Origin of the sequence: Streptomyces sp. NPDC053367 (assembly GCF_044545925.1) — a bacterium.
Lineage (GTDB): Bacteria > Actinomycetota > Actinomycetes > Streptomycetales > Streptomycetaceae > Streptomyces.
In genome coordinates this window covers 245,714-266,240 of the sequence record NZ_JBITYN010000010.1, presented here as the reverse complement: position 1 = coordinate 266,240, position 20,527 = coordinate 245,714, and the positions used below count along the sequence as shown (strand labels likewise).

19 protein-coding genes are annotated in these 20,527 nt (G+C 72.5%); 13 read left to right on the top strand and 6 right to left on the bottom strand.

Annotated features, from left to right (window positions below):
- Positions 1 to 2: 2 nt before the first annotated feature.
- Together ACIGXJ_RS27970 and ACIGXJ_RS27965 are read left to right on the top strand one after the other, a co-directional pair.
- Entirely contained in the window at positions 3 to 767 is a 765-nt protein-coding gene (locus ACIGXJ_RS27970) for a M23 family metallopeptidase (protein WP_399650770.1), read from the top strand.
- Between the two features lie 194 nt (positions 768 to 961).
- Entirely contained in the window at positions 962 to 1,657 is a 696-nt protein-coding gene (locus ACIGXJ_RS27965; protein ID WP_399650767.1) for a GntR family transcriptional regulator, read from the top strand.
- Between the two features lie 150 nt (positions 1,658 to 1,807).
- Here the strand turns inward: ACIGXJ_RS27965 and ACIGXJ_RS27960 are convergent, their stop codons facing one another.
- Positions 1,808 to 2,089 carry an HPr family phosphocarrier protein gene (locus ACIGXJ_RS27960; protein ID WP_030021209.1) on the bottom strand — a complete coding sequence of 94 codons (282 nt, stop codon included), beginning with the start codon at positions 2,087 to 2,089 and terminating at the stop codon, positions 1,808 to 1,810.
- A 179-nt stretch (positions 2,090 to 2,268) separates the two neighbouring features.
- Between ACIGXJ_RS27960 and ACIGXJ_RS27955 the strand changes: the two genes are divergently transcribed.
- The 4 genes from ACIGXJ_RS27955 (at position 2,269) to ACIGXJ_RS27940 (ending at position 7,697) form a co-directional block, all read left to right on the top strand.
- Positions 2,269 to 5,136, top strand: a complete 2,868-nt coding sequence (locus ACIGXJ_RS27955; RefSeq protein WP_399650764.1) for a GNAT family N-acetyltransferase — start codon at positions 2,269 to 2,271, stop codon at positions 5,134 to 5,136.
- 75 nt (positions 5,137 to 5,211) lie between these two features.
- A complete protein-coding gene (locus ACIGXJ_RS27950) occupies positions 5,212 to 5,808 on the top strand; it encodes a DUF5998 family protein (RefSeq protein WP_399651012.1) in 597 nt (198 codons plus the stop codon).
- Complete coding sequence (locus ACIGXJ_RS27945; RefSeq protein WP_399650762.1) at positions 5,808 to 6,998, top strand: alkaline phosphatase family protein; 1,191 nt, start codon at positions 5,808 to 5,810, stop codon at positions 6,996 to 6,998. The genes ACIGXJ_RS27950 and ACIGXJ_RS27945 overlap by 1 nt, the downstream gene beginning before the upstream one ends.
- Before the next feature lie 48 nt (positions 6,999 to 7,046).
- On the top strand, positions 7,047 to 7,697 hold the full coding sequence (locus tag ACIGXJ_RS27940) for a thymidine kinase (RefSeq protein ID WP_399650759.1): 651 nt from the start codon (positions 7,047 to 7,049) through the stop codon (positions 7,695 to 7,697).
- A 71-nt stretch (positions 7,698 to 7,768) separates the two neighbouring features.
- Here ACIGXJ_RS27940 and ACIGXJ_RS27935 read toward each other — a convergent pair whose 3' ends face one another.
- Positions 7,769 to 8,566, bottom strand: a complete 798-nt coding sequence (locus tag ACIGXJ_RS27935; RefSeq protein WP_399650757.1) for a VOC family protein — start codon at positions 8,564 to 8,566, stop codon at positions 7,769 to 7,771.
- Between the two features lie 307 nt (positions 8,567 to 8,873).
- On the opposite strand from ACIGXJ_RS27935, the gene ACIGXJ_RS27930 reads away from it, so the two are divergent.
- Positions 8,874 to 9,725 carry a sulfurtransferase gene (locus tag ACIGXJ_RS27930; RefSeq protein ID WP_399650754.1) on the top strand — a complete coding sequence of 284 codons (852 nt, stop codon included), beginning with the start codon at positions 8,874 to 8,876 and terminating at the stop codon, positions 9,723 to 9,725.
- A 133-nt stretch (positions 9,726 to 9,858) separates the two neighbouring features.
- On the opposite strand, the gene sepH is transcribed toward ACIGXJ_RS27930, so the two are convergent.
- From sepH to ACIGXJ_RS27915, 3 genes are all read right to left on the bottom strand, one after another.
- Positions 9,859 to 10,884: a septation protein SepH gene (sepH, locus tag ACIGXJ_RS27925; protein ID WP_399650752.1), complete on the bottom strand. Its 1,026-nt coding sequence runs from the start codon at positions 10,882 to 10,884 to the stop codon at positions 9,859 to 9,861.
- Between the two features lie 612 nt (positions 10,885 to 11,496).
- The gene (locus ACIGXJ_RS27920; protein WP_399650749.1) at positions 11,497 to 12,816 is read right to left on the bottom strand and encodes a D-arabinono-1,4-lactone oxidase; all 1,320 of its coding nucleotides are present in this window, start codon (positions 12,814 to 12,816) and stop codon (positions 11,497 to 11,499) included.
- Positions 12,776 to 14,014 carry an MFS transporter gene (locus ACIGXJ_RS27915; protein ID WP_399650746.1) on the bottom strand — a complete coding sequence of 413 codons (1,239 nt, stop codon included), beginning with the start codon at positions 14,012 to 14,014 and terminating at the stop codon, positions 12,776 to 12,778. The genes ACIGXJ_RS27920 and ACIGXJ_RS27915 overlap by 41 nt, the downstream gene beginning before the upstream one ends.
- Positions 14,015 to 14,192: 178 nt before the next feature.
- On the opposite strand from ACIGXJ_RS27915, the gene ACIGXJ_RS27910 reads away from it, so the two are divergent.
- A complete protein-coding gene (locus ACIGXJ_RS27910) occupies positions 14,193 to 15,320 on the top strand; it encodes a ferrochelatase (protein WP_399650743.1) in 1,128 nt (375 codons plus the stop codon).
- Positions 15,321 to 15,328: 8 nt separating this feature from the next.
- The gene (locus ACIGXJ_RS27905) at positions 15,329 to 16,144 is read left to right on the top strand and encodes an inositol monophosphatase family protein (RefSeq protein WP_399650740.1); all 816 of its coding nucleotides are present in this window, start codon (positions 15,329 to 15,331) and stop codon (positions 16,142 to 16,144) included.
- A 112-nt stretch (positions 16,145 to 16,256) separates the two neighbouring features.
- Here the strand turns inward: ACIGXJ_RS27905 and ACIGXJ_RS27900 are convergent, their stop codons facing one another.
- The gene (locus tag ACIGXJ_RS27900) at positions 16,257 to 16,430 is read right to left on the bottom strand and encodes a hypothetical protein (RefSeq protein WP_399650738.1); all 174 of its coding nucleotides are present in this window, start codon (positions 16,428 to 16,430) and stop codon (positions 16,257 to 16,259) included.
- 466 nt (positions 16,431 to 16,896) lie between these two features.
- Between ACIGXJ_RS27900 and ACIGXJ_RS27895 the strand changes: the two genes are divergently transcribed.
- The 4 genes from ACIGXJ_RS27895 to ACIGXJ_RS27880 all read left to right on the top strand — a co-directional run bounded on the left by ACIGXJ_RS27895 (position 16,897) and on the right by ACIGXJ_RS27880 (position 20,526).
- Positions 16,897 to 17,550, top strand: coding sequence for a response regulator transcription factor (locus ACIGXJ_RS27895; RefSeq protein WP_003993508.1), 654 nt, complete (start codon positions 16,897 to 16,899; stop codon positions 17,548 to 17,550).
- Between the two features lie 6 nt (positions 17,551 to 17,556).
- Positions 17,557 to 18,804 carry a sensor histidine kinase gene (locus ACIGXJ_RS27890; protein WP_399650735.1) on the top strand — a complete coding sequence of 416 codons (1,248 nt, stop codon included), beginning with the start codon at positions 17,557 to 17,559 and terminating at the stop codon, positions 18,802 to 18,804.
- A 395-nt stretch (positions 18,805 to 19,199) separates the two neighbouring features.
- Positions 19,200 to 19,496 carry a DUF4193 domain-containing protein gene (locus ACIGXJ_RS27885; protein ID WP_003997302.1) on the top strand — a complete coding sequence of 99 codons (297 nt, stop codon included), beginning with the start codon at positions 19,200 to 19,202 and terminating at the stop codon, positions 19,494 to 19,496.
- 13 nt (positions 19,497 to 19,509) lie between these two features.
- Positions 19,510 to 20,526: a hypothetical protein gene (locus ACIGXJ_RS27880; protein WP_399650732.1), complete on the top strand. Its 1,017-nt coding sequence runs from the start codon at positions 19,510 to 19,512 to the stop codon at positions 20,524 to 20,526.
- Position 20,527 lies beyond the last annotated feature (1 nt).

Below are 20,527 nucleotides of genomic sequence, written 5' to 3'. Positions count from 1 at the left end.
TCATGGCGTTCACGCGCGCCAACGGGAAGCACCGCCGTCCCAGCAGGATGCAGCGCACCACCGCCCGCGCGGCGGGCGTCGCGGCCCTCACCACCACCGGCGTCATCGGCACCCTCGCGGGCCCCGCCCTCGCCGCCGAGCCCGAGGCCGAGCAGACCGGCCTGCTGCCGGTCGTCACCATCGGCGACTCCGTGGCCGAGCAGATCGACGCCCAGGCCGCCGCACAGAAGCAGGCCGCCGAGGAAGCGCTCGCCGAGCAGCAGGCCGAAGAGGCCGCCGTCAAGCGCGCCGTGGCGCGGGCCGAGGCCGCCCGCGAGGCCAGGGAGCGCGCCGCCCGTGAGGCCGAGCGCAAGCGCCTGAACACCTTCGTGGCCCCGATCGCGGGCTCGTACGTCTCCACCGGCTACCAGGCCAGCAGCGCGCTGTGGTCCTCCGGCAGCCACACGGGCGTCGACTTCCACGCCGCCAGCGGCACCGTCGTCCAGTCCGTGGGCATGGGCACGGTCGTCGAGGCCGGCTGGGGCGGCGCGTACGGCAACCAGGTGGTCATCCAGATGCACGACGGCACGTACACCCAGTACGGCCACCTCTCCTCCATCTCCGTCGCCGTGGGCCAGTCGGTCGAGCCCGGTCAGCAGATCGGCCTGTCCGGCGCCACCGGCAACGTCACCGGCCCGCACCTGCACTTCGAGGCCCGCACCAGCCCGGAGTACGGCTCGGACATGGATCCGGTCGCCTACCTCCGCTCGCACGGTGTGAACATCTGACCGACAGGTTTTCCGCGAAAGCCCCGGCTCCCGCAGCCGGGGCTTTCGGCGTTCCCGCCGCCCCGCTCCGGCCGATTGACCAAAAAATATCCATGGATTCCGGCTCGCCGTCGGAAATGCGGCCGCATTGCAATAGAGTCGCTGAACACACGTCAATCGTCGACGTTTCACGGGGATTAAGGCGGAGGTCGGTCATGCGTGTTCCGGCGCACTCGGTATGCACGGCGATCCGGGACGACATCGTCGCGGGCGTCCACGAACGCGGCAGCCGGCTCACCGAGGAACTGCTCGCGCGCCGCTACGGCGTCTCGCGCGTGCCCGTCCGGGAGGCGCTGCGCACGCTGGAGGCGGAGGGCTTCGTCGTCACCCGGCGGCACGCGGGCGCGTGCGTGGCAGAACCCACCGAGCAGGAGGCCGCCGACCTGCTGGAGATGCGCATGCTGCTGGAGCCGCTGAGCGCCTCACGGGCCGCCCAGCGCCGTACCGAGGCCCATCTGAAGGTGCTGCGCGGCCTCGTCCGGCTGGGCCAGGAGCGGGCCAGGCGGGGCAGCAGCGAGGATCTGCGCTCGCTCGGCGGCTGGTTCCACGAGACGCTGGCCCAGGCCTCCGGCAGCCCCGCCCTGGTGTCGGTGCTGACCCAGCTGCGGCACAAGATCGCCTGGATGTACACCACGGACGCACCGACGGGGCCCGTGGACTCCTGGGCCGAGCACGGCGCGATCGTGGACGCCGTCGCGCGCGGGGACGGTGAACGCGCGCGGGCGATCACCGCGCTGCACACCGAACGGGCGATTGCCGCGCACCGGCTGCGCTTTTCCGGGGGCGCCGACCGCGCCGACCGTGTGAGGACTTCGCAACATCCCGTAAACATGTCGGGCGTGCGGCATTAACACGAGCGCCGTATACAAAGAGGAGTAATTTCCTGGGGGTTTATTCATGCTGCCCGGGAGTCTATTTCTCCCGCGCGTGAACTCCCCCTGAACGGGGAAATGCGAAGGGCTCGCCCGGTAATGCGGACGAGCCCTTCGGTGTCGGATTCCTCAGACGGTCTCGGGAAGCTCCTCAAGGCCTTCGGCGACCAGCTTGGCCAGGCGGTCGAGGGCGGCGTCCGCGCCCTCGGCGTCGGAGGCCAGGACGATCTCCTCGCCGCCCTGGGCGCCGAGGCCGAGGACGGCCAGCATGGAGGCCGCGTTGACGGGGTTGCCGTCGGCCTTGGCGATCGTCACGGGGACGCCTGCGGCCGTGGCGGCTCGGACGAAGATGGAAGCGGGGCGGGCGTGGAGGCCCTCGGCCCAGCCGACGTTGACGCGGCGCTCAGCCATGTGTTGCTGCCCTTCAGTGCTCAGGGTTGTCTAGACCAGTGTTCCACACGTGAAGCGTCTCCGGGACGGGCCTGTCTCCCGCTCCCGGGGCGGCGGCCGGACCGCGGCCTCGGTCCGGACCCCGCGTCCTCACAGACTGCCCCGCGCCGTTGTCGTACGCGAGCCGTACTCTGGGCCCCATGCAGAGCGCGCCGGACCGGCAGGAGTACCCCGCCCACTGGGAAGCCGACGTGGTGCTGCGCGACGGCGGCACCGCGCGCATCCGCCCCATCACCGTCGACGACGCCGAGCGCCTGGTCAGCTTCTACGAGCAGGTCTCGGACGAGTCGAAGTACTACCGCTTCTTCGCGCCCTACCCGCGCCTGTCCGCCAAGGACGTCCACCGCTTCACGCACCACGACTTCGTGGACCGGGTGGGACTCGCGGCCACCATCGGCGGCGAGTTCATCGCCACCGTGCGCTACGACCGCATCGGCCCCCAGGGGCTGCCCGCGTCCGCACCCGCCGACGAGGCCGAGGTCGCCTTCCTGGTCCAGGACGCCCACCAGGGGCGCGGGGTCGCCTCCGCCCTCCTGGAGCACATCGCGGCCGTCGCCCGCGAGCGCGGCATCCGCCGCTTCGCCGCCGAGGTGCTGCCCGCCAACACCAAGATGATCAAGGTGTTCACGGACGCCGGCTACACCCAGAAGCGCAGCTTCGAGGACGGCGTCGTCCGCCTGGAGTTCGACCTCGAGCCCACCGACCGCTCCGTCGCCGTGCAGCACGCGCGCGAGCAGCGCGCCGAGGCCCGTTCCGTACGGCGGCTGCTCGCGCCCGGCTCCGTCGCCGTCGTCGGTGTCGGCCGCACCCCCGGCGCAGTCGGCCGCGGCATCCTCGACAACATCCGCGAGGCCGGCTTCACCGGACAGCTCTACGCCGTCAACCGCGCATTCCCCGAGGAAATGAAGGAAGTCGACGGCATCCCGGCCCACCGCTCCGTGCGGGACATCCCCGGCCCGGTCGACCTCGCCGTCGTCGCAGTCCCCGCCGAGCGGGTGCCCGACGTCGTCGCCGAGTGCGGCGAGCACGGCGTACAGGGACTCGTCGTGATCTCCGCCGGATACGCCGAGAGCGGCCCCGACGGCCGCGAGCGCCAGCGCGAACTCGTCCGCCACGCGCGCGCGTACGGCATGCGGATCATCGGGCCCAACGCCTTCGGGATCATCAACACCTCGCCCGAGGTGAACCTCAACGCCTCCCTCGCCCCCGAACCGCCCCGCCCCGGCCGCATCGGACTGTTCACCCAGTCCGGCGCCATCGGCGTGGCCCTGCTGTCCCGGCTGCACCGGCGCGGCGGCGGCGTCACCGGCGTCACCGGCGTGTCCACCTTCGTTTCCGCGGGCAACCGCGCGGACGTCTCCGGCAACGACGTCGTGCAGTACTGGTACGACGACCCGGACACCGACGTCGCCCTGATGTACCTGGAGTCCATCGGCAACCCGCGCAAGTTCACCCGCCTCGCCCGGCGCACGGCGGCCATGAAGCCCCTGGTCGTCGTCCAGGGCGCCCGGCACGGCGGCGCCGCCCCCCAGGGGCACGCCGTACGGGCGACCCGGCTGCCGCACGAGACGGTGTCGGCCCTGCTGCGGCAGGCCGGGGTGATCCGCGTCGACACCATCACCGAACTGGTGGACGCCGGGCTGCTGCTCGCCCGCCAGCCGCTGCCGGGCGGGCCGCGGGTGGCGATCCTCGGCAACTCGGAGTCGCTGGGCCTGCTGACGTACGACGCGTGTCTGTCCGAGGGGCTGGAGCCGCTGCCGCCGCTGGACCTGACGACGGGAGCGAGCGCGGGGGACTTCCGGCGGGCGTTGTCGCGGGCCCTGGCGGACGACTCCTGCGACGCCGTCGTGGTCACCGCGATCCCCGCGATCGGGGAGGGGACCCCCGACGACGCGCAGCTGGCCGAGGCGCTGCGCTCCGCCGCGGAGGAGGTGCCCGGGAAGCCGGTGCTGGTCGTGCACGTGGAGCTCGGGGGACTCGCCGCGGCGCTGTCCGCCGCGGCCAGCACCGCGCCCGAGGCCCGCGTGAAGGCACGGGGCGCGGCAGACGGTGACCACCCGCTCCCGCCCCACTCCGCGGGGGCACCCCCGGCGGAACGTCCGCCCGCCGCGGCGGCCGGCCCGTCCGGCACCAGCGACGCAGGCCCCCGGCTCATCCCCTCCTACCCCGCAGCCGAACGCGCCGTCCGCGCGCTCGCCGAGGCCGTTAAGTACGCGCAGTGGCGGCGGGACGCGGCGCGGCCCGGGAAGGTCCCGGAGTTCGAGGACGTCGACGAGAAGGGCGCCGCGCGGCTGATCGACGGGCTGCTCACGCGCGGGCAGGGCCTGACCCTCGGCACGGACGAGACCTGCGACCTGCTAGGCAAGTACGGCGTCAGGGTGCTGCGCGCGCTGCCCGCGCCCACGCCCGAGGCCGCCGTGGAGGCCGCGCGGGCCATCGGCTACCCCGTGGCCCTGAAGGCCACCGCCCCGCACCTGCGGCACCGCGCGGACCTGGGCGGGGTCCGCCTCGACCTCGCGGACGAGGAGCAGCTGCGGCGGGCGTACGCGGAGCTGACCGGCCTGTTCGGCAGGCCCGAGGAGCTGCGGCCGGTCGTCCAGCGCATGGCCCCGCGCGGTGTCGACACCGTCGTACGGGCCGTCATCGACCCGGCGGCCGGCGCCGTGCTGTCGTTCGGACTGGCCGGGGCCGCCTCCCAGCTGCTCGGCGACACGGCCCACCGGCTGATCCCGGTCACCGACCGGGAGGCGGGCTCGCTCGTGCGGTCGATCAGGACGGCACCGCTGCTGTTCGGCTGGCGCGGCTCGACGCCCGTCGACACCCCGGCCCTGGAGGAGCTGCTGCTGCGGGTGTCCCGGCTGGTCGACGACCACCCCGAGGTGGTGGCGGTCACGCTGGAGCCGGTCGTCGTCGCCCCGCGGGGCCTGAGCGTGCTCGGCGCCTCCGTGCGCCTGGCCCCGCCCCCGGCACGCGACGACTTCGGCCCGCGCACGCTCCCCGCGTACTGATCCTGTCGTACGCCACAGCCCCGAGGACGGCCGTAGCGCGTGACCGGTCCCTCGCAGTCAGTGGGCCCCCGTAGGATGGACGGCATGGCCAAGACCAGTACGACGACCCAGGGGCTGCGTGCGGCGATCGAGCGCAGCGGCTACTACCCGGCCCTCGTGGCCGAGGCGGTGGAGGCCGCCGTGGGCGGCGAGCCCATCCGGTCGTACCTGGTCCACCAGGAGACCACGTTCGACCAGAACGAGGTCCGCCGGCATGTGACCGTACTGGTCCTGACCGGCACCCGCTTCATCGTCAGCCACACCGACGAGCAGGCCGCCGACAGCACCTCCCCGACGCCGTACGCCACCACCTCCACGGAGTCGGTGAAGCTGGGCCGGATCTCGTCGGTGGTGGTGAGCCGGGTCGTGGCCAACCCTGAGCAGTACACGCCGGGCACCCTGCCGCGCGAGGTCGTGCTGACCATCGGCTGGGGCGCGGTCTCCCGGATCGACCTGGAGCCCGCCGCCTGCGGCGACCCCAACTGCGACGCCGACCACGGCTACACCGGCAACTCGACCGCCGACGACCTCAGCCTGCGCGTCAGCGAGGCCGGGGACGGCCCGGAGACCGTGCGCCAGGCGCTCGCCTTCGCGCAGGCCGTCTCCGAGGCCACCGCGGACACCGCTCGCTGATGACCCACACCGCCCACTGGGACCACCCGGAACCCCTCGCCGTCGCGTCCGCGCCCGTACCGCAGTACGGCAGCGGCTCCCTCGCCGATCTGTTGCCCACGCTGGCCGCCGGCATGGGTGTGCCGGGTACGACGCCCGCGATCGAGGAGCTGGCCCCGGCCGACCGGGCCTGTGTCTTCCTGATCGACGGCCTCGGCTGGGAGCAGCTGCGCGCGCACCCGGACGAGGCGCCCTACATGGCCTCCCTCCTCGCGACCTCCCGTGGCGGCACCGGGCGGCCCCTCACCGCGGGCTATCCGGCGACCACCGCCACCTCGCTCGCCTCCGTCGGCACCGGCCTCCCGCCCGGCGCCCACGGTCTGCCCGGCTACACCGTGCGCAACCCCGCCACCGGCGAGCTGATGAACCAGCTCCGCTGGCAGCCGTACAGCGACCCGCGCGCGTGGCAGCCCCACCCCACGGTCTTCCAGCTCGCCGACGCCGCCGGGGTGCACGCCGCCCAGGTGTCGTCGCCCGCCTTCCAGAACACCCCGCTCACCAAGGTCGCCCTCAGCGGCGGCACCTTCCACGGGCGGCTGACGGGTGAGGAGCGGGTCGACTTCGCGGCCGAGCAGCTCGCGGCCGCCGACCGGGCGCTGGTGTACACGTACTACGCCGAGCTGGACGGCGCCGGGCACCGCTACGGCGTCGCCTCCGACACCTGGCGCGGCCAGCTGATGTACGTCGACCGGCTGGTGCAGCGCCTCGCCGAGCAGCTGCCGCCGCGCACCGCCCTGTACGTCACCGCCGACCACGGCATGGTCGACATCCCCTTCGACGAGCAGCACCGCATCGACTTCGACGAGGACTGGGAGCTCCAGGCCGGCGTCACGCTGCTGGGCGGCGAGGGCCGGGCCCGGCACGTGTACGCGCTGCCCGGCGCCGAGAGCGACGTACTGACGTGCTGGCGCGAGGTGCTCGGCGAGCAGTTCTGGGTGGCCTCGCGGGACGAGGCGATCGCGGCGGGCTGGTTCGGGCCGCACATCGACGAGCGGGTGTACGCGCGCATCGGCGACGTGGTCGCGGCCGCCCGGGACGACGTGCTGATCATCGCCTCCGAGCGGGAGCCCAAGGAGTCGGCCATGGTCGGCAACCACGGCTCGATGACCCCGGCCGAGCAGCTCGTCCCGCTGCTCGAAGTCCGCTCCTGAACCCCGACGTCCCTCGTGTACTCCTCGCCGAAAGGTGCTCGACCTGCCATGCCCGAGCTGGTGTTCTTCTCCGGAACGATGGACTGCGGGAAGTCGACGCTGGCTCTGCAGATCGAGCACAACCGCTCCGCCCGCGGACTCCAGGGCATGATCCTCACCCGTGACGACCGGGCGGGCGAGGGCAAGCTCTCCTCGCGTCTGGGGCTGGTCACGGACGCTGTCGAGGTCGAGGACGGCATGGACCTCTACGCCTACCTCGTCGACCATCTCTCCCACGGCAGGCGGGCGGACTACGTCATCGCCGACGAGGCGCAGTTCCTCGCCGAGGAGCAGATCGACCAGCTCGCGCGCGTGGTGGACGACCTGGGCCTGGACGTCTACGCCTTCGGGATCACCACCGACTTCCGCTCCAAGCTCTTCCCCGGCTCCAAGCGGCTCGTCGAACTCGCCGACCGGGTCGAGGTGCTCCAGGTGGAGGCCCTGTGCTGGTGCGGCGCCCGCGCCACGCACAACGCCCGTACGGTCGGCGGGGAGATGGTCGTCGAGGGCGCCCAGGTGGTCGTCGGCGATGTCACCCAGTCCGCCGACGAGATCGGCTACGAGGTGCTGTGCCGGCGGCACCACCGCCGCCGGATGACCGCGGCCACGGCCCGCGCGGCCGCCCTCTCCCCGGACGTCCTGCCGGTACCGCCCGCGTAGGCCGCGAAGCCGCAGTCGCCCGCGTAGGCCGCGAAGCCGCAGTCGCCCGAGTGGGCGCCGAAGCCGCCGTCTCAGCGCGGGTCCTGGATCAGCGCGAAGCGCGCGCCCTCGGGGTCCGTGGCCGTGGCGACGCGGCCGTGCGGGGTGTCGTCGGGCGGGCTGAGGACGCGGCCGCCCAGGTCCACGAGGCGGGCGAGCGCCGTGTCGGTGTCGGCGACCTCGAAGTACGTCAGCCAGTGCGGGCCGCGGTCGCGGGGCAGGGCGTTGCCGACGCCGTGGACGTCGGCGACGGGACGGCCGTCCAGGAGCAGGGTGACGTCGTCGAAGCCCGGCTCCGGCCCGGACGGCTCGCGCTCGTAGCCGAAGACCGTCTCGTAGAACTTGACGACGGTCGCCGACTCGAAGGTCAGCAGCTCGTTCCAGGCGGGCGTGCCGGGCACTCCGGTGAGCGCGGTGCCGAGGTGCGCGTCCGCCTGCCAGATGCCGAACACCGCGCCCGCGGGGTCGGAGCCGATCGCGAGCCGGCCGGCCTCGGCTGCGTCCAGCGGGCCGACGCCGATCGTGCCGCCGCACAGCCGGACGGTGTCCGCGGTCCGGTCGACGTCGTCCGAGGCCAGATAGGGCGTCCAGGCGATCGGCAGATGGCGGTCCGGCGGGAGCTGCCCGATGCCGGCCACCTCCTGGCCGTCGAGCACGGCCCGCACATAATGCCCGAGTTGCTGCGGTCCCGGGCGGAACTCCCAGCCGAACAGCTCTCCGTAGAACTCCTGCGTCGCGGTCAGTCCGTGCACCATCAGGCTCACCCAGCAGGGCGTGCCGGGCGCGTGCCGGGCGGGTGCTGCGCCGTTCGGGCCCTCTGCCTCGGTCATCGTCACTCTCTCCTCGGCCCCCTTGGCGGTGGCCGTGTCGCCGTCGCTCTGCGGATACCCGTGCCGATGCTCGCACCACCCGTGGTGCGAGGCGCTCGGGCGCGCCGCCGCGTCGCGGCCGGTGAGCCGCCCCGCACCGGAGGATGCCCGGCGGGCGGTTTCTCGACCGTTTCGGTGCCGTCGCCGACGGATGTCGATCGGCAGTACAGCGTGTGCCCGATCACGTACGCGGGGTCACCGGACGTGTGGCGGAGCAGAGTAGCCGGACCTGGGCGCCGCGGCCACCCCGTGCGCAAGGATGGTGGCCATGAACGTCATCATCTCCGCACCCGAACTCGCGAGCGAACTGGCGGGCGAGAACCCGCCAGTCGTGCTCGACGTCCGCTGGCAGCTCAGCGTCGCCAAGGCCGCCGGCGAACCGCCCTTCGACGGCCGCGCCGCGTACGCCTCCGGGCACATCCCGGGGGCCGTATTCATCGACCTGGACCGGGAGTTGGCCTCTGAGCCGGGCAGGAACGGCCGGCATCCGCTGCCGGACGTGACCGAATTCGGTGCGGCGATGCGACGGGCGGGTGTGTCGTCCGCGCGAGGCGTGGTCGTGTACGACGGCGGGCAGGGCTGGGCGGCCGCACGCGCGTGGTGGCTGCTGCGCTGGACGGGTCACCCGTTCGTGAGGGTCCTCGACGGTGGGTTGACGGCGTGGGAGGGCCCGCTGTCGACGGACGTGCCGTCGCCGGCCGAGGGCGACTTCCAGCCGGAGCCGGGGGCCGTGGGGCTGCTCGACGCCGACGCGGCGGCGGCGCTGGCGCGCTCCGGGGTGCTGTTCGACGCCCGCGCGGGGGAGCGGTACCGGGGCGAGGTCGAGCCGATCGACCCGGTCGGCGGCCACATCCCCGGCGCCGTCTCCGCGCCGACGAACGACAACGTCGGCCCCGACGGCCGCTTCCTGCCCGCCGACGCCCTCCGCCGCCGCTTCGAGGGCCTCGGCGCCGCGAACGGCACCCCGGTCGGGGTCTATTGCGGCTCGGGCGTCTCCGGCGCCCACGAGGTCCTCGCGCTCGCCGTCGCGGGCATCCCGTCCGCCCTGTACGTCGGCTCCTGGTCGGAGTGGTCCAATGACCCGTCCCGGCCGGTCGCGGTGGGGCCGGACCCGCAGTAGCCCGCAGTGGTTACGCGCGGCATGCGGCGGCACCGGGACCTCGCCCGAGGGAGACCCGGTGCTGTCGCAGGCACGTGCAGGAGGAGGGCGCTGACGTGACGGCGCCCCTGAAGGGGCGCCGTCCGAAAGGGCGTTACTCCTGCTTCTTGCGGCGCGTGCCGAAGACGATCTCGTCCCAGCTCGGCACGGCCGCCCGGCGGCCCGGGCGGACGCCGTCGGCCTCGGCCTGGCGGTCGGTGGCGCCGATGAGACGGTCGCGGTGGCTGCCGACGGAGCGGGGCATGAGGACGTCCGCGTAGGCGGAACCGGCCGAGGCCGCGGGGGCCGGCGGTTCCTCGGACACGGGCTCGTCTGCGGGCTCCTCCGAGGGCTCGGCGGGCCGCTCGGGCACCACCAGGTCGCCCCGGAAGCTCGGCACGGCCTCCAGCAGGCTGGTCAGCGAGTCGCGCTCGCTCGTGGTCTCCTCGGCGGGCTCCGCCGGGGGCAGGCTCGGGCGCTCGCGGTCGGCGGTACGGTCCAGCGGACGGTCGCGCGGCAGCCGGGCGATCCGCGGCACGAACGGAAAGCTGGGCTCCGGCGCACCGAGGTCGTCGGACTCGCCGATCAGCGAGCGCGCCTCGGAGTCGACGGCCTGCACGAGCCGCCGGGGCGGGTCGTACGTCCAGCTCGCCGAGTGCGGCTCACCGGCCACGCGGTAGACCAGCAGCACTTCCCATGTGCCGTCGTCGCGGCGCCAGGAGTCCCACTGGACGGTGTCCTTCTCGGCGCCCCGCAGCAGCAGCCGCTCCTGCACGGCCTCGCCGAGCAGCGGGCCGGAGTTCTCGCCGGGGCGGCGGACGGGCGTCTTGCGGGCGCGCTCGGCCATGAAGGCACGTTCGGCCAGTACGGGCCCCTCGAAGCGCCGTACGCGCTCGACGGGGATGCCGGCCATCTGGGCGACCTCTTCCGCGGTCGCGCCCGCGCGTATCCGCGCCTGGATGTCACGGGGGCGGAGATGGCTCTCCACCTCGATCTCGATCTGGCCGAGGCGGGGACGGTCGCCGCGCACGGCGGCGCGGAGCCGTTCGTCGATCGGAAGCGTGTACTCCGTGCTGTCCGCAGCCTTCAGCACCAGCCGTGTGCCGTCATTGGAGACGGCCACGACACGCAGTTCGGGCATGGGGACCTCCCGGGTGGTGCCTGCCGACGTCACGTGCGTCGCTGCTTCCGCTAGTCGAGTGTGGCCTGCCCGGGTGCAGCCTGCCACAACCTTGCCGAGTTGCCCGGCGTGTCGGGCACGGGCCCTGGATCGCCGTTATGGCACGGTTACCTATTCGCAACGCTAAGTGACCAACTCCGTCACCCTGTGCAACTAGCCCCCTCCCGGCGGTCCTTGAAGGCCCCGACACCCTGGCGGGAGACCGGACCCAGGGCTCGCAACAGTACTCCATTCGGGCCATCTGCGTGGATGACCACGCCGCTCAACTTCCGTCGGAGCGCGGGAGTCGGGCGCCTTGGGCGGATTTCTCGATCTTGAGCGTGGCGTACTTCACGTAATCACCAGAAACGGAACGAACCGTTTCGTCCGTACGTCCCCCTCTCGTGCGCTCCGCCGGTCAAGTGCGGGAAAAGCAGGCGGAGTCCGGAAATGCGGGACAGGTCCGACGCCCGGCGGGTCCAGCCGAGTGCGTCCCCCCGAGGGTTCCGCCGGCCCGCTTTCCCTTGCCTCTTCAAGCGCACGGGCGGGCGGATCCGTGACACCACCCCGATCCGCCGCCCGCGCGCGGGTGCGCTACGCCCCGAGGACCCGGCGCAAGTAGTCGTTCTGGAACAGCCGTTGCGGATCCAGCCGGTCCCGCAGCGCGGTGAACTCCCCGAAGCGCGGGTACACCCCGGCGAGGTACTCCGCGTCGCGCGTGTGCACCTTGCCCCAGTGCGGGCGCCCCTCGTGCGCGGTGAAGATGCGCTCGGCGGCGGTGAAGTACGCCTGGTGGGGCGTGCCCCGGAACATGTGCACGGCGATGTACGCGCTGTCCCGGCCCGACGCCGTGGACAGGGCGATGTCGTCGGCCGGGGCCGTGCGCACCTCCACGGGGAAGCTGACCCGCAGCCGGGACCGGTCGACCATCGCCTTCAGTTCGCGCAGGGCGTCGACCAGGGCCTCGCGCGGGACGGCGTACTCCATCTCCACGAAACGCACGCGGCGCGGCGAGGTGAAGACCTTGTAGGGAATGTCCGTGTAGGTCCGCGCGGACAGCGCGGTGCTGGAGATCCGGGCGATCCCCGGGATCGTGCCGGGCGCGGCGCGGCCGACCCACTGGGCCGCCTGGAAGACGCCGTTGGACAGGAACTCGTCCTCGAACCAGCCCTTGAGCCGGCCCACCGGCCGCTCGGGACCGGCGCTGCGGTTGTTGCGCTTGGTGTTGGTGTTCCCGGTGTGCGGGAACCAGTAGAACTCGAAGTGCTCGTTCTCGGCCCACAGTTCGTCGAACTCGGCGAGGACCTTCTCCAGCGGCATCGGCTCCTCCCGCGCGGTGAGCAGGAAGACCGGTTCCACCGCGAAGGTGATCGCGGTGACGACACCGAGGGCGCCCAGGCCGATCCGGGCGGCCGCGAAGACCTCGGGGTTCTCCTTCTCGGAGCAGGTGAGCACCGAGCCGTCGGCCAGGACCAGTTCCAGGCCCTTGATCTGCGCGGCGATGGAGGCCGACTCCCGGCCCGTGCCGTGGGTGCCGGTGCTGGTGGCGCCGGAGACCGTCTGCTCCATGATGTCGCCCATGTTGGTGAGCGACAGGCCCTCGCGCGCGAGGGCCATGTTGAGCCTCTTGAGCGGGGTGCCCGCCTCGACCGTGACCGTCATGGATTCCCGGTCGATGGTGCGTATACCCGTCAACAGTTGCGGGCGTATCAATACGCCGTCGGTCGCGGCTATGGACGTGAAGGAGTGCCCCGTGCCGACGGGCTTGACCTTGAGGCCGTCCTGGGCCGCCGCGCGCACCACCGCCGCCAGTTCCTCGACGGAGGCGGGTGCGGCCTCCCGCGCGGGACGGGCACTGACATTGCCGCCCCAGTTACGCCACGTGCCGCTCTTCCCGCTCGCTGTGCTGCTCAACGGTGCCTCCCCGACCCGGAGCCGGCCTGCCGAGCCGGCGGTAGCCCAGGAAACCCACCGCGACCGCGACGGCCCCGGCGACCGCCGGAACCCCGTACCCGGCACGCGCGCCCGAGGCGTCGATCACCCAGCCGGCGATCGAGGAACCGAGCGCGACCCCGACCGCGAGACCGGTGCTCACCCAGGTCATGCCCTCGGTCAGCTGCGCGCGTGGTACGTGCTGCTCGATGAGGGACATGGTGGTGATCATCGTGGGAGCGATGGCCAGGCCCGCAACGAACAGCGCCACGGCCAGAAACGGCAAGTTCCCGACCAGTAGGAGGGGGATCATACTCACGCCCATCCCGCAGACGCCCAGCAGCCAACGGCGTTCGGGCGCCCCCTTGAAGTGCAACAGCCCGAACACGGCACCCGCGACACAGGAACCGGCCGCGTACACAGCGAGGACGACGCTCGCCGCGCCCTTGTGGCCGCGCTCCTCGGCGAAGGCCACCGTCACCACGTCGACCGCGCCGAAGATCGTGCCGGTGGCGACGAAGGTGCCGACCAGCACCTGCAGTCCGCGCGAACGCAGGGCCGTGCCGCCGCCCTGCTGCTCGCGGGGGTGCGGTTCCGGCTCGGTGGCCCGCTGTGCGGTCAGCCAGAAGACGCCCACCGCGAGGAAGCACGCGGCGAGCAGCGGGCCCGCCTCCGGGAACCACACCGTGGACAGGCCGATGGAGATGATCGGCCCGAAGATGAAGCAGACCTCGTCCACCACGGACTCGAAGGAGTACGCGGTGTGCAGCTTCGGAGTGCCCCGGTACAGGGTCGCCCAGCGGGCCCGGATCATCGCGCCGACGCTCGGCACGCAGCCGATGCCCACACAGGCCGCGAACAGCACCCAGTCCGGCCACTCGTAGTGTGCGGCCACCAGCAGCAGGGCCGCCGCCGAGAGCGACAGCAGCGTCGCCGGGCGCAGCACCCTGCGCTGGCCGTACTGGTCGACCAGGCGCGAGACCTGCGGCCCGGCCACCGCCGCGGCCAGCGCGATGGTCGCCGACAGGGCACCGGCGAGGCCGTAGCGCCCGGTCAGCTGCGAGACCATCGTGACCACGCCGATGCCCATCATCGACAGCGGCATGCGCCCGAGGAACCCCGCAGCGGAGAAGCCCTTGGTGCCTGGGGCAACGAACAGGGCGCGATAGGGGCTGGGCACAAGGCTCTCCGGGGGCTCGGCAGGGTCTCGGCACGGCTTCCGGGCCAGGCCGCTCGGCACGGCCGCCCGGTAAGGCGCGAAGACAGTCCTTACAGCTTACGAGTTAGGGCAACCTAACGCACCCTGTCCGTCGGGTGGCCGTTTCCGGCTGTCAGTGGCGGGTGGCAGGATCGGACACATGCCAGACGCGCTCGCTGCCAGCCCCTACGACGCCCTGCTCCTGCTCTCCTTCGGCGGACCCGAGGGCCCCGACGACGTGGTCCCGTTCCTGGAGAACGTGACGCGCGGCCGGGGCATCCCGAAGGAACGCCTCAAGGAGGTCGGGCAGCACTACTTCCTGTTCGGCGGGGTCAGCCCCATCAACGACCAGAACCGCGCCCTGCTCGACGCCCTGCGCAAGGACTTCGCGGAGCACGGCCTGGACCTGCCGGTGTACTGGGGCAACCGCAACTGGGCGCCGTATCTGACCGACACACTGCGCGAGATGGTCGCCGACGGCCGGCGCCGCATCCTGGTCCTGGCCACCAGCGCGTACGCCTCCTACTCGGGCTGCCGGCAGTACCGCGAGAACCTCGCCGACGCGCTCGCCGCGCTGGAGGCCGAGGGGCTCGAGCTGCCGAGGATCGACAAGCTGCGCCACTACTTCAACCACCCGGGCTTCGTGGAGCCGATGACCGAGGGCGTCCTCGCGTCCCTGGCCGACCTGCCCGACGACGTCCGGGACGGCGCCGAGATCGCCTTCACCACGCACTCCATCCCGAACTCCGCGGCCGACGCCTCCGGCCCGGTGGAGGAGCACGGCGACGGTGGCGCGTACGTCGCCCAGCACCTGGAGGTGGCCCGGCTGATCGCCGACGCCGTGCGCGAGCGCACGGGTGTCGAGCGTCCCTGGCGGCTCGTCTACCAGTCCCGCTCCGGCGCGCCGCACATCCCGTGGCTGGAGCCGGACATCTGCGACCACCTGGAGGAGCGGCACGCCGCCGGGGCGCCTGCCGTCGTCATGGCGCCGATCGGCTTCGTCTCGGACCACATGGAGGTGCTGTACGACCTCGACACCGAGGCCACGGCCAAGGCGGCGGAGCTGGGCCTGCCGGTGCGCCGCTCGGCCACCGTCGGGGCCGACCCGCGCTTCGCCGCGGCGGTCCGTGACCTGATCCTGGAGCGCTCCGCTGTCGAGCGCGGCCAGGAGGTCACGCCCTGCGCCCTGGGCGCGCTCGGCCCGAGCCACCACCTGTGCCCCGTGGGCTGCTGCCCGGCCCGCGCCCCGCGCCCGGCCGCCGCGGGTGCCGACAGCCCCTACGCCTGAGGAGCGACGTGACCGACGCCCTGCACTCGGAACTGCTCGACCTCGCCCGTGAGGCCGCCCGGCGCGCCGGCGCGCTGCTGCGCGACGGACGGCCCGCCGACCTCGCGGTGGCCGCCACCAAGTCCAGCCCCATCGACGTCGTCACCGAGATGGACATCGCGGCGGAGAAGCTGATCACCGGCTTCCTCTCCGAACACCGCCCGCAGGACGGCTTCCTCGGCGAGGAGGGCGCCTCCAGCGAGGGCACCTCGGGCGTGCGCTGGGTGATCGACCCGCTCGACGGCACGGTGAACTACCTCTACGGGCTGCCGACCTGGGCGGTGTCCATCGCCGCCGAGCAGGACGGCGAGACCGTCGTCGGCGTCGTGGAGATCCCCATGCGCGGCGAGACGCACAGCGCGGTGGCCGGCCGCGGGGCGTGGGCCACCGGCGCCTGGGAGGGCGAGCGCGCCCTGGCCTGCCGGCCGGCCCCGCCGATGGACCAGGCGCTCGTCTCCACCGGCTTCAACTACGTCGCCGAGGTGCGCGCCCATCAGGCGGAGGTCGCCCACCGGCTGATCCCGCTGGTGCGGGACATCCGCCGCGGGGGCTCGGCCGCCGTCGACCTGTGCGACCTGGCCGCCGGGCGCCTCGACGGCTACTACGAGCGCGGCCTCAACGCGTGGGACATCGCCGCGGGCGACCTGATCGCCCGCGAGGCGGGCGCCCTGACCGGTGGACGGCCCGCACAGCGCCCCGGACGCGAACTGACGGTCGCCGGTACCCCCGGCGTCTTCGAGCCCCTCCAGCGCCTCCTGGAGGACTTCGGCGCCTGGCACGACTAGGACGGCCACGCCCCGGCCGCCGCCCCGCAGAGCGGGTGCGAAGGGCGCGGCGCACGGCAGCGGGCCCCCGGCGCTGGATTCGCCGGGGGCCCGCTGTCGGTCCATGAGCTCGTCAGACGCTGTACGCGCCGACCTCCACACCGTGTTCGGCGGCGAGACGGCGCAGGTCGTCGAGCTCGCCCTGCTCCACCTCGACGAGGAAGTCGTCGCCCTCGTCCCGAGCCCGCGTCAGGTCGGTCTCGGTCGCCCTTATGCGCTGCAGAAGTCCTGCGGTGAATGCGTCCATGCTGCGCCCCCTCGTCCTGGTCGTGGGTCGGTGGCACGGGGGTGTGCCGATCGGAAGGGGCGATCACGTCTGTCGTGGATGCCCGGCGCGGCCGTGCCGGGCGGCGACGGTGCCGGACACCCACGCCCACTCTGCGGCAAACGGACCGCGGCGTACCGCATGGTGCTGCGGCACTGGCAGAGCGTGATCGCGGGGTGTAAAACCCGTCCTCCCCGTGCTGTCTTCCGCGGAAACCTCAACAGCCCGAGAAAATCTGGCATTCCCGCCCCGGCCCACCGGTGTCCCCGGCCCCGCCACCTGCCGCTCACCTCGCCCGTCCGTCCCTCCCGCCCCCGCCCCGCGGCCCCCTCACCTCGCCTTACCGCCGACTTATGGCCGAAAAGGGCAGGATGGACGCCAACACACCCATGACAACCCCTGCCCGCGCGCGCTGCGCTGCGCGGGTGGACACAGGAAGGACAGCGACGTGCGCGTACTCGTCGTCGAGGACGAGCAGCTGCTCGCCGATGCGGTGGCCACCGGACTGCGCCGGGAGGCCATGGCCGTCGACGTCGTGTACGACGGTGCGGCCGCCCTCGAGCGCATCGGCGTCAACGACTACGACGTGGTCGTCCTCGACCGGGACCTCCCCCTGGTGCACGGCGACGACGTCTGCCGCAAGATCGTCGAGCTGGGCATGCCCACGCGCGTGCTGATGCTCACCGCGTCCGGCGACGTCAGCGACCGCGTCGAGGGCCTGGAGATCGGCGCCGACGACTACCTGCCCAAGCCCTTCGCCTTCAGCGAGCTGATCGCGCGCGTGCGGGCCCTCGGCCGGCGCACCAGCGTGCCGCTGCCGCCGGTCCTGGAGCGGGCCGGCATCAAGCTCGACCCCAACCGCCGCGAGGTCTTCCGCGACGGCAAGGAAGTCCAGCTGGCGCCGAAGGAGTTCGCCGTCCTGGAGGTGCTGATGCGCTCCGAGGGCGCGGTCGTCTCCGCGGAGCAACTGCTGGAGAAGGCCTGGGACGAGAACACCGATCCGTTCACCAACGTCGTCCGGGTCACCGTCATGACCCTGCGCCGCAAGCTGGGCGAGCCGCCGGTCATCGTCACCGTGCCCGGTTCCGGCTACCGGATCTGATCACCCGTGGCCGCGACCCCCGCGCCTCCGCAGGCGCCACCGAAACCCACCTGGGACCCCCGAAGGCCGGAACCGCCCTTCCCGTGGCTGCGCCCGACCATCCGCATACGGCTCACGCTGCTCTACGGCGGCATGTTCCTGATCGCCGGCATCCTGCTGCTGTCGATCATCTACCTGCTGGCCGCGCAGGCGCTGAACTCGGGCAACGAGCCGCTGTTCAAGATCGTCGGTGGTAAGGCGATCGAGGTCACCAGCGACGACTGCCCCGCGATCAACACTGACAACCTCCCGCTGAGCGTGTTCAACGAGGCGATCAGCGCGTGCATCGACCAGCAGCGCCGCGTCGCCCTGGACCACCTGCTCAGCCGCTCCCTGCTGGCCCTCCTCGGCCTCGCCGTGATCGCGTTCGCCTTCGGCTACGCCATGGCCGGCCGGGTTCTGTCGCCCCTGGGCCGGATCACCCGGACCGCCCGCGCGGTGGCCGGATCGGATCTGTCCCGCCGGATCGAGCTGGACGGCCCGGACGACGAGCTCAAGGAGCTGGCCGACACCTTCGACGACATGCTGGAGCGCCTCCAGCGGGCCTTCACCGCCCAGCAGCGCTTCGTCGGCAACGCCTCGCACGAGCTGCGCACCCCGCTGGCGATCAACCGCACGCTGCTGGAGGTGCACCTGTCGGACCCGAACGCGCCGGTGGAGCTGCAGCAGCTGGGCAAGACGCTGCTGGCCACCAACGAGCGCAGCGAGCAGCTCGTGGAGGGCCTGCTGCTGCTCGCCCGCAGCGACAACCAGATCGTCGAGCGCAAGCCCGTCGACCTGGCGGAGGTGGCCGGCCAGGCCATCGACCAGGTGCACGGCGAGGCCGAGGCCAAGGGCGTGGAGATCCGCGGCAAGCGGGAGCCCGCGGTGGTCCAGGGCAACGGCGTGCTGCTGGAGCGGATCGCGCTGAACCTGGTGCAGAACGCGGTGCGGTACAACATCGCCGAGCACGGCTGGGTCGAGGTGACCACCGAGGTCCAGCACGGTCAGGCGGTGCTGGTCGTCTCCAACACGGGGCCGGTCGTCCCGGCGTACGAGATCGACAACATCTTCGAGCCGTTCCGGCGGCTGCGGACCGAGCGCACCGGGAGCGACAAGGGAGTGGGCCTGGGACTGTCCATCGTGCGGTCCGTGGCCCGGGCGCACGGGGGGCACATCTCGGCCCAGCCGAGGGACGGCGGTGGACTCACGGTGCGGGTCACGCTCCCGGTCTGAGATCATGTCGCCGACACACGCGAGGATGTTCGCTTTGCGCGGAATTTTCCGGGCACTCGGAAAGCTTCATCGTGTGTGATCGATCACAAGGGCGAATTTCCAGCCATCTACTCTCCGTGATCATGCAGACCGCCGGAAAGTCGGGAAAATCCGTGTTTTCCGGGGTCTTGATCACGGGAAGTACACGGGGAGGCGCCTTTGAACTGCAGTGATAGGGCCGTGTACGGTCCCGATCGCCACCCAAACCGATCACTCGTGAGGAGTCCGGTTGGGTGTCGATTGAGTAACAGACCTTGATGTGAGGCAAAATCTCCGCCTCAGGTCGGGCACAAGTCCGGCCTCTCACGCGTTACGTGCGCTGGAGACACCGCAGACACCCGGAGGGGGAGAGCGACATGGCAACCGATTACGACACCCCACGCAAGACCGACGACGACGTCGACTCGGACAGCCTGGAAGAACTGAAGGCCCGGCGGAACGACAAGTCCACGTCGTCCGTCGACGTCGACGAGTTCGAGGCCGCCGAGGGACTGGAGCTGCCCGGCGCGGACCTTTCCAACGAGGAGCTGGCCGTCCGTGTCCTGCCCAAGCAGCAGGACGAGTTCACCTGCATGAGCTGCTTCCTGGTCCACCACCGCAGCCAGCTGGCCCGCGAGAAGAACGGCCAGCCGATCTGCCGCGACTGCGACTGAGGCCGGGTCGGCCGTGACTGGCTCGACCCCACCTCGGAAGCGCCGCTTCTCCTTCGGGAAAGCGGACCCCGGGCCGTCCGGCGGCCCGTACGGCGCGTGTGACGACGAGCGGGGCTCATCCATGGCGGGACCGGTTCCGCGGGAACCGGTTCCGACGGACAGGGCTGTCCCGGAACCGGCTCCTACGGGAACGGTTCTGCCGGCACAGGTCCGCCCTGGATCGGCCTCGCTCGAAGCGGCCGGTGACGCAGCCGGCCTCCCGGCACCGGCGGAGAGTCCCGCGCCCGCCGCCCGGCGGCGGAGCGCGGTCATCCGCGAGCGTGCCCGGGACATGGCCAGGGAAGGGGCCCGTAGGGGCGGCAGCCGGGCCAGGGCCGGCCTGGCGTACATCGCCGACCGCATCATCGACAACGCCCCCAGGATCCCCGTACGCGACCTCGCGACACTGCGCAGGCAGTTCCCCGGCCTCGGGCCCGAGCAGATCGCCGACAAGCTGGTGACGGGCGCGGCCAACGCGTCCGCGACGGTCGGCGCGGGCGTCGGCGCGGCGGCCATGCTGCCCGTGCCGCCCGCGATGCCGGCCGAACTGGCCGCGGAGATCACCGGAGTCGCGGCGATCGAGCTCAAGATGATCGCCGAGCTCCACGAGGTCTACGGGGTAAGACCGCCCGGCACCCTCATGGAGCGCAGCACCGCCTATCTGCGCTCGTGGTCGGGCGAGCGCGGCATCGACGTGATGAAACCGACGTCGGTGAACGCCGCGCTCGGCGGCCAGATGAAGCGCGAGCTGCGCCAGCAGATCATGAAGCGCATGGTGCGCGACCTGCCGAACCTGATGCCCTTCATGGTGGGCGCCGCCGTCGGGGCGGTCATGAACCGCCGCGACACCAAGAAGCTCGCCGCCCGCATCCGGGCGGACCTGCGCAAGCTGCAGGTGCCCTGGGACTCCCTGCCCGAGCTGCCCGCGCTGGAACAGCCGGCGAAGCCGCTGGAGATCGGCGACATCTCCGGAGAGCTGGGCGGCCGCTGAG

Excerpts from the sequence above, each read along its gene's own strand:
- ACIGXJ_RS27940 (WP_399650759.1), top strand. The coding sequence starts at position 7,047 with ATGCCCGAGCTGGTGTTCTTCTCCGGAACGATGGACTGCGGGAAGTCG.
- ACIGXJ_RS27960 (WP_030021209.1), bottom strand. The coding sequence starts at position 2,089 with ATGGCTGAGCGCCGCGTCAACGTCGGCTGGGCCGAGGGCCTCCACGCC.
- sepH (WP_399650752.1), bottom strand. The coding sequence starts at position 10,884 with ATGCCCGAACTGCGTGTCGTGGCCGTCTCCAATGACGGCACACGGCTG.
- ACIGXJ_RS27950 (WP_399651012.1), top strand. The coding sequence starts at position 5,212 with ATGGACGGCATGGCCAAGACCAGTACGACGACCCAGGGGCTGCGTGCG.
- ACIGXJ_RS27945 (WP_399650762.1), top strand. The coding sequence starts at position 5,808 with ATGACCCACACCGCCCACTGGGACCACCCGGAACCCCTCGCCGTCGCG.
- ACIGXJ_RS27935 (WP_399650757.1), bottom strand. The coding sequence starts at position 8,566 with ATGACCGAGGCAGAGGGCCCGAACGGCGCAGCACCCGCCCGGCACGCG.
- ACIGXJ_RS27885 (WP_003997302.1), top strand. The coding sequence starts at position 19,200 with ATGGCAACCGATTACGACACCCCACGCAAGACCGACGACGACGTCGAC.
- ACIGXJ_RS27970 (WP_399650770.1), top strand. The coding sequence starts at position 3 with ATGGCGTTCACGCGCGCCAACGGGAAGCACCGCCGTCCCAGCAGGATG.
- ACIGXJ_RS27965 (WP_399650767.1), top strand. The coding sequence starts at position 962 with ATGCGTGTTCCGGCGCACTCGGTATGCACGGCGATCCGGGACGACATC.
- ACIGXJ_RS27910 (WP_399650743.1), top strand. The coding sequence starts at position 14,193 with ATGCCAGACGCGCTCGCTGCCAGCCCCTACGACGCCCTGCTCCTGCTC.
- ACIGXJ_RS27955 (WP_399650764.1), top strand. The coding sequence starts at position 2,269 with ATGCAGAGCGCGCCGGACCGGCAGGAGTACCCCGCCCACTGGGAAGCC.
- ACIGXJ_RS27900 (WP_399650738.1), bottom strand. The coding sequence starts at position 16,430 with ATGGACGCATTCACCGCAGGACTTCTGCAGCGCATAAGGGCGACCGAG.
- ACIGXJ_RS27930 (WP_399650754.1), top strand. The coding sequence starts at position 8,874 with ATGAACGTCATCATCTCCGCACCCGAACTCGCGAGCGAACTGGCGGGC.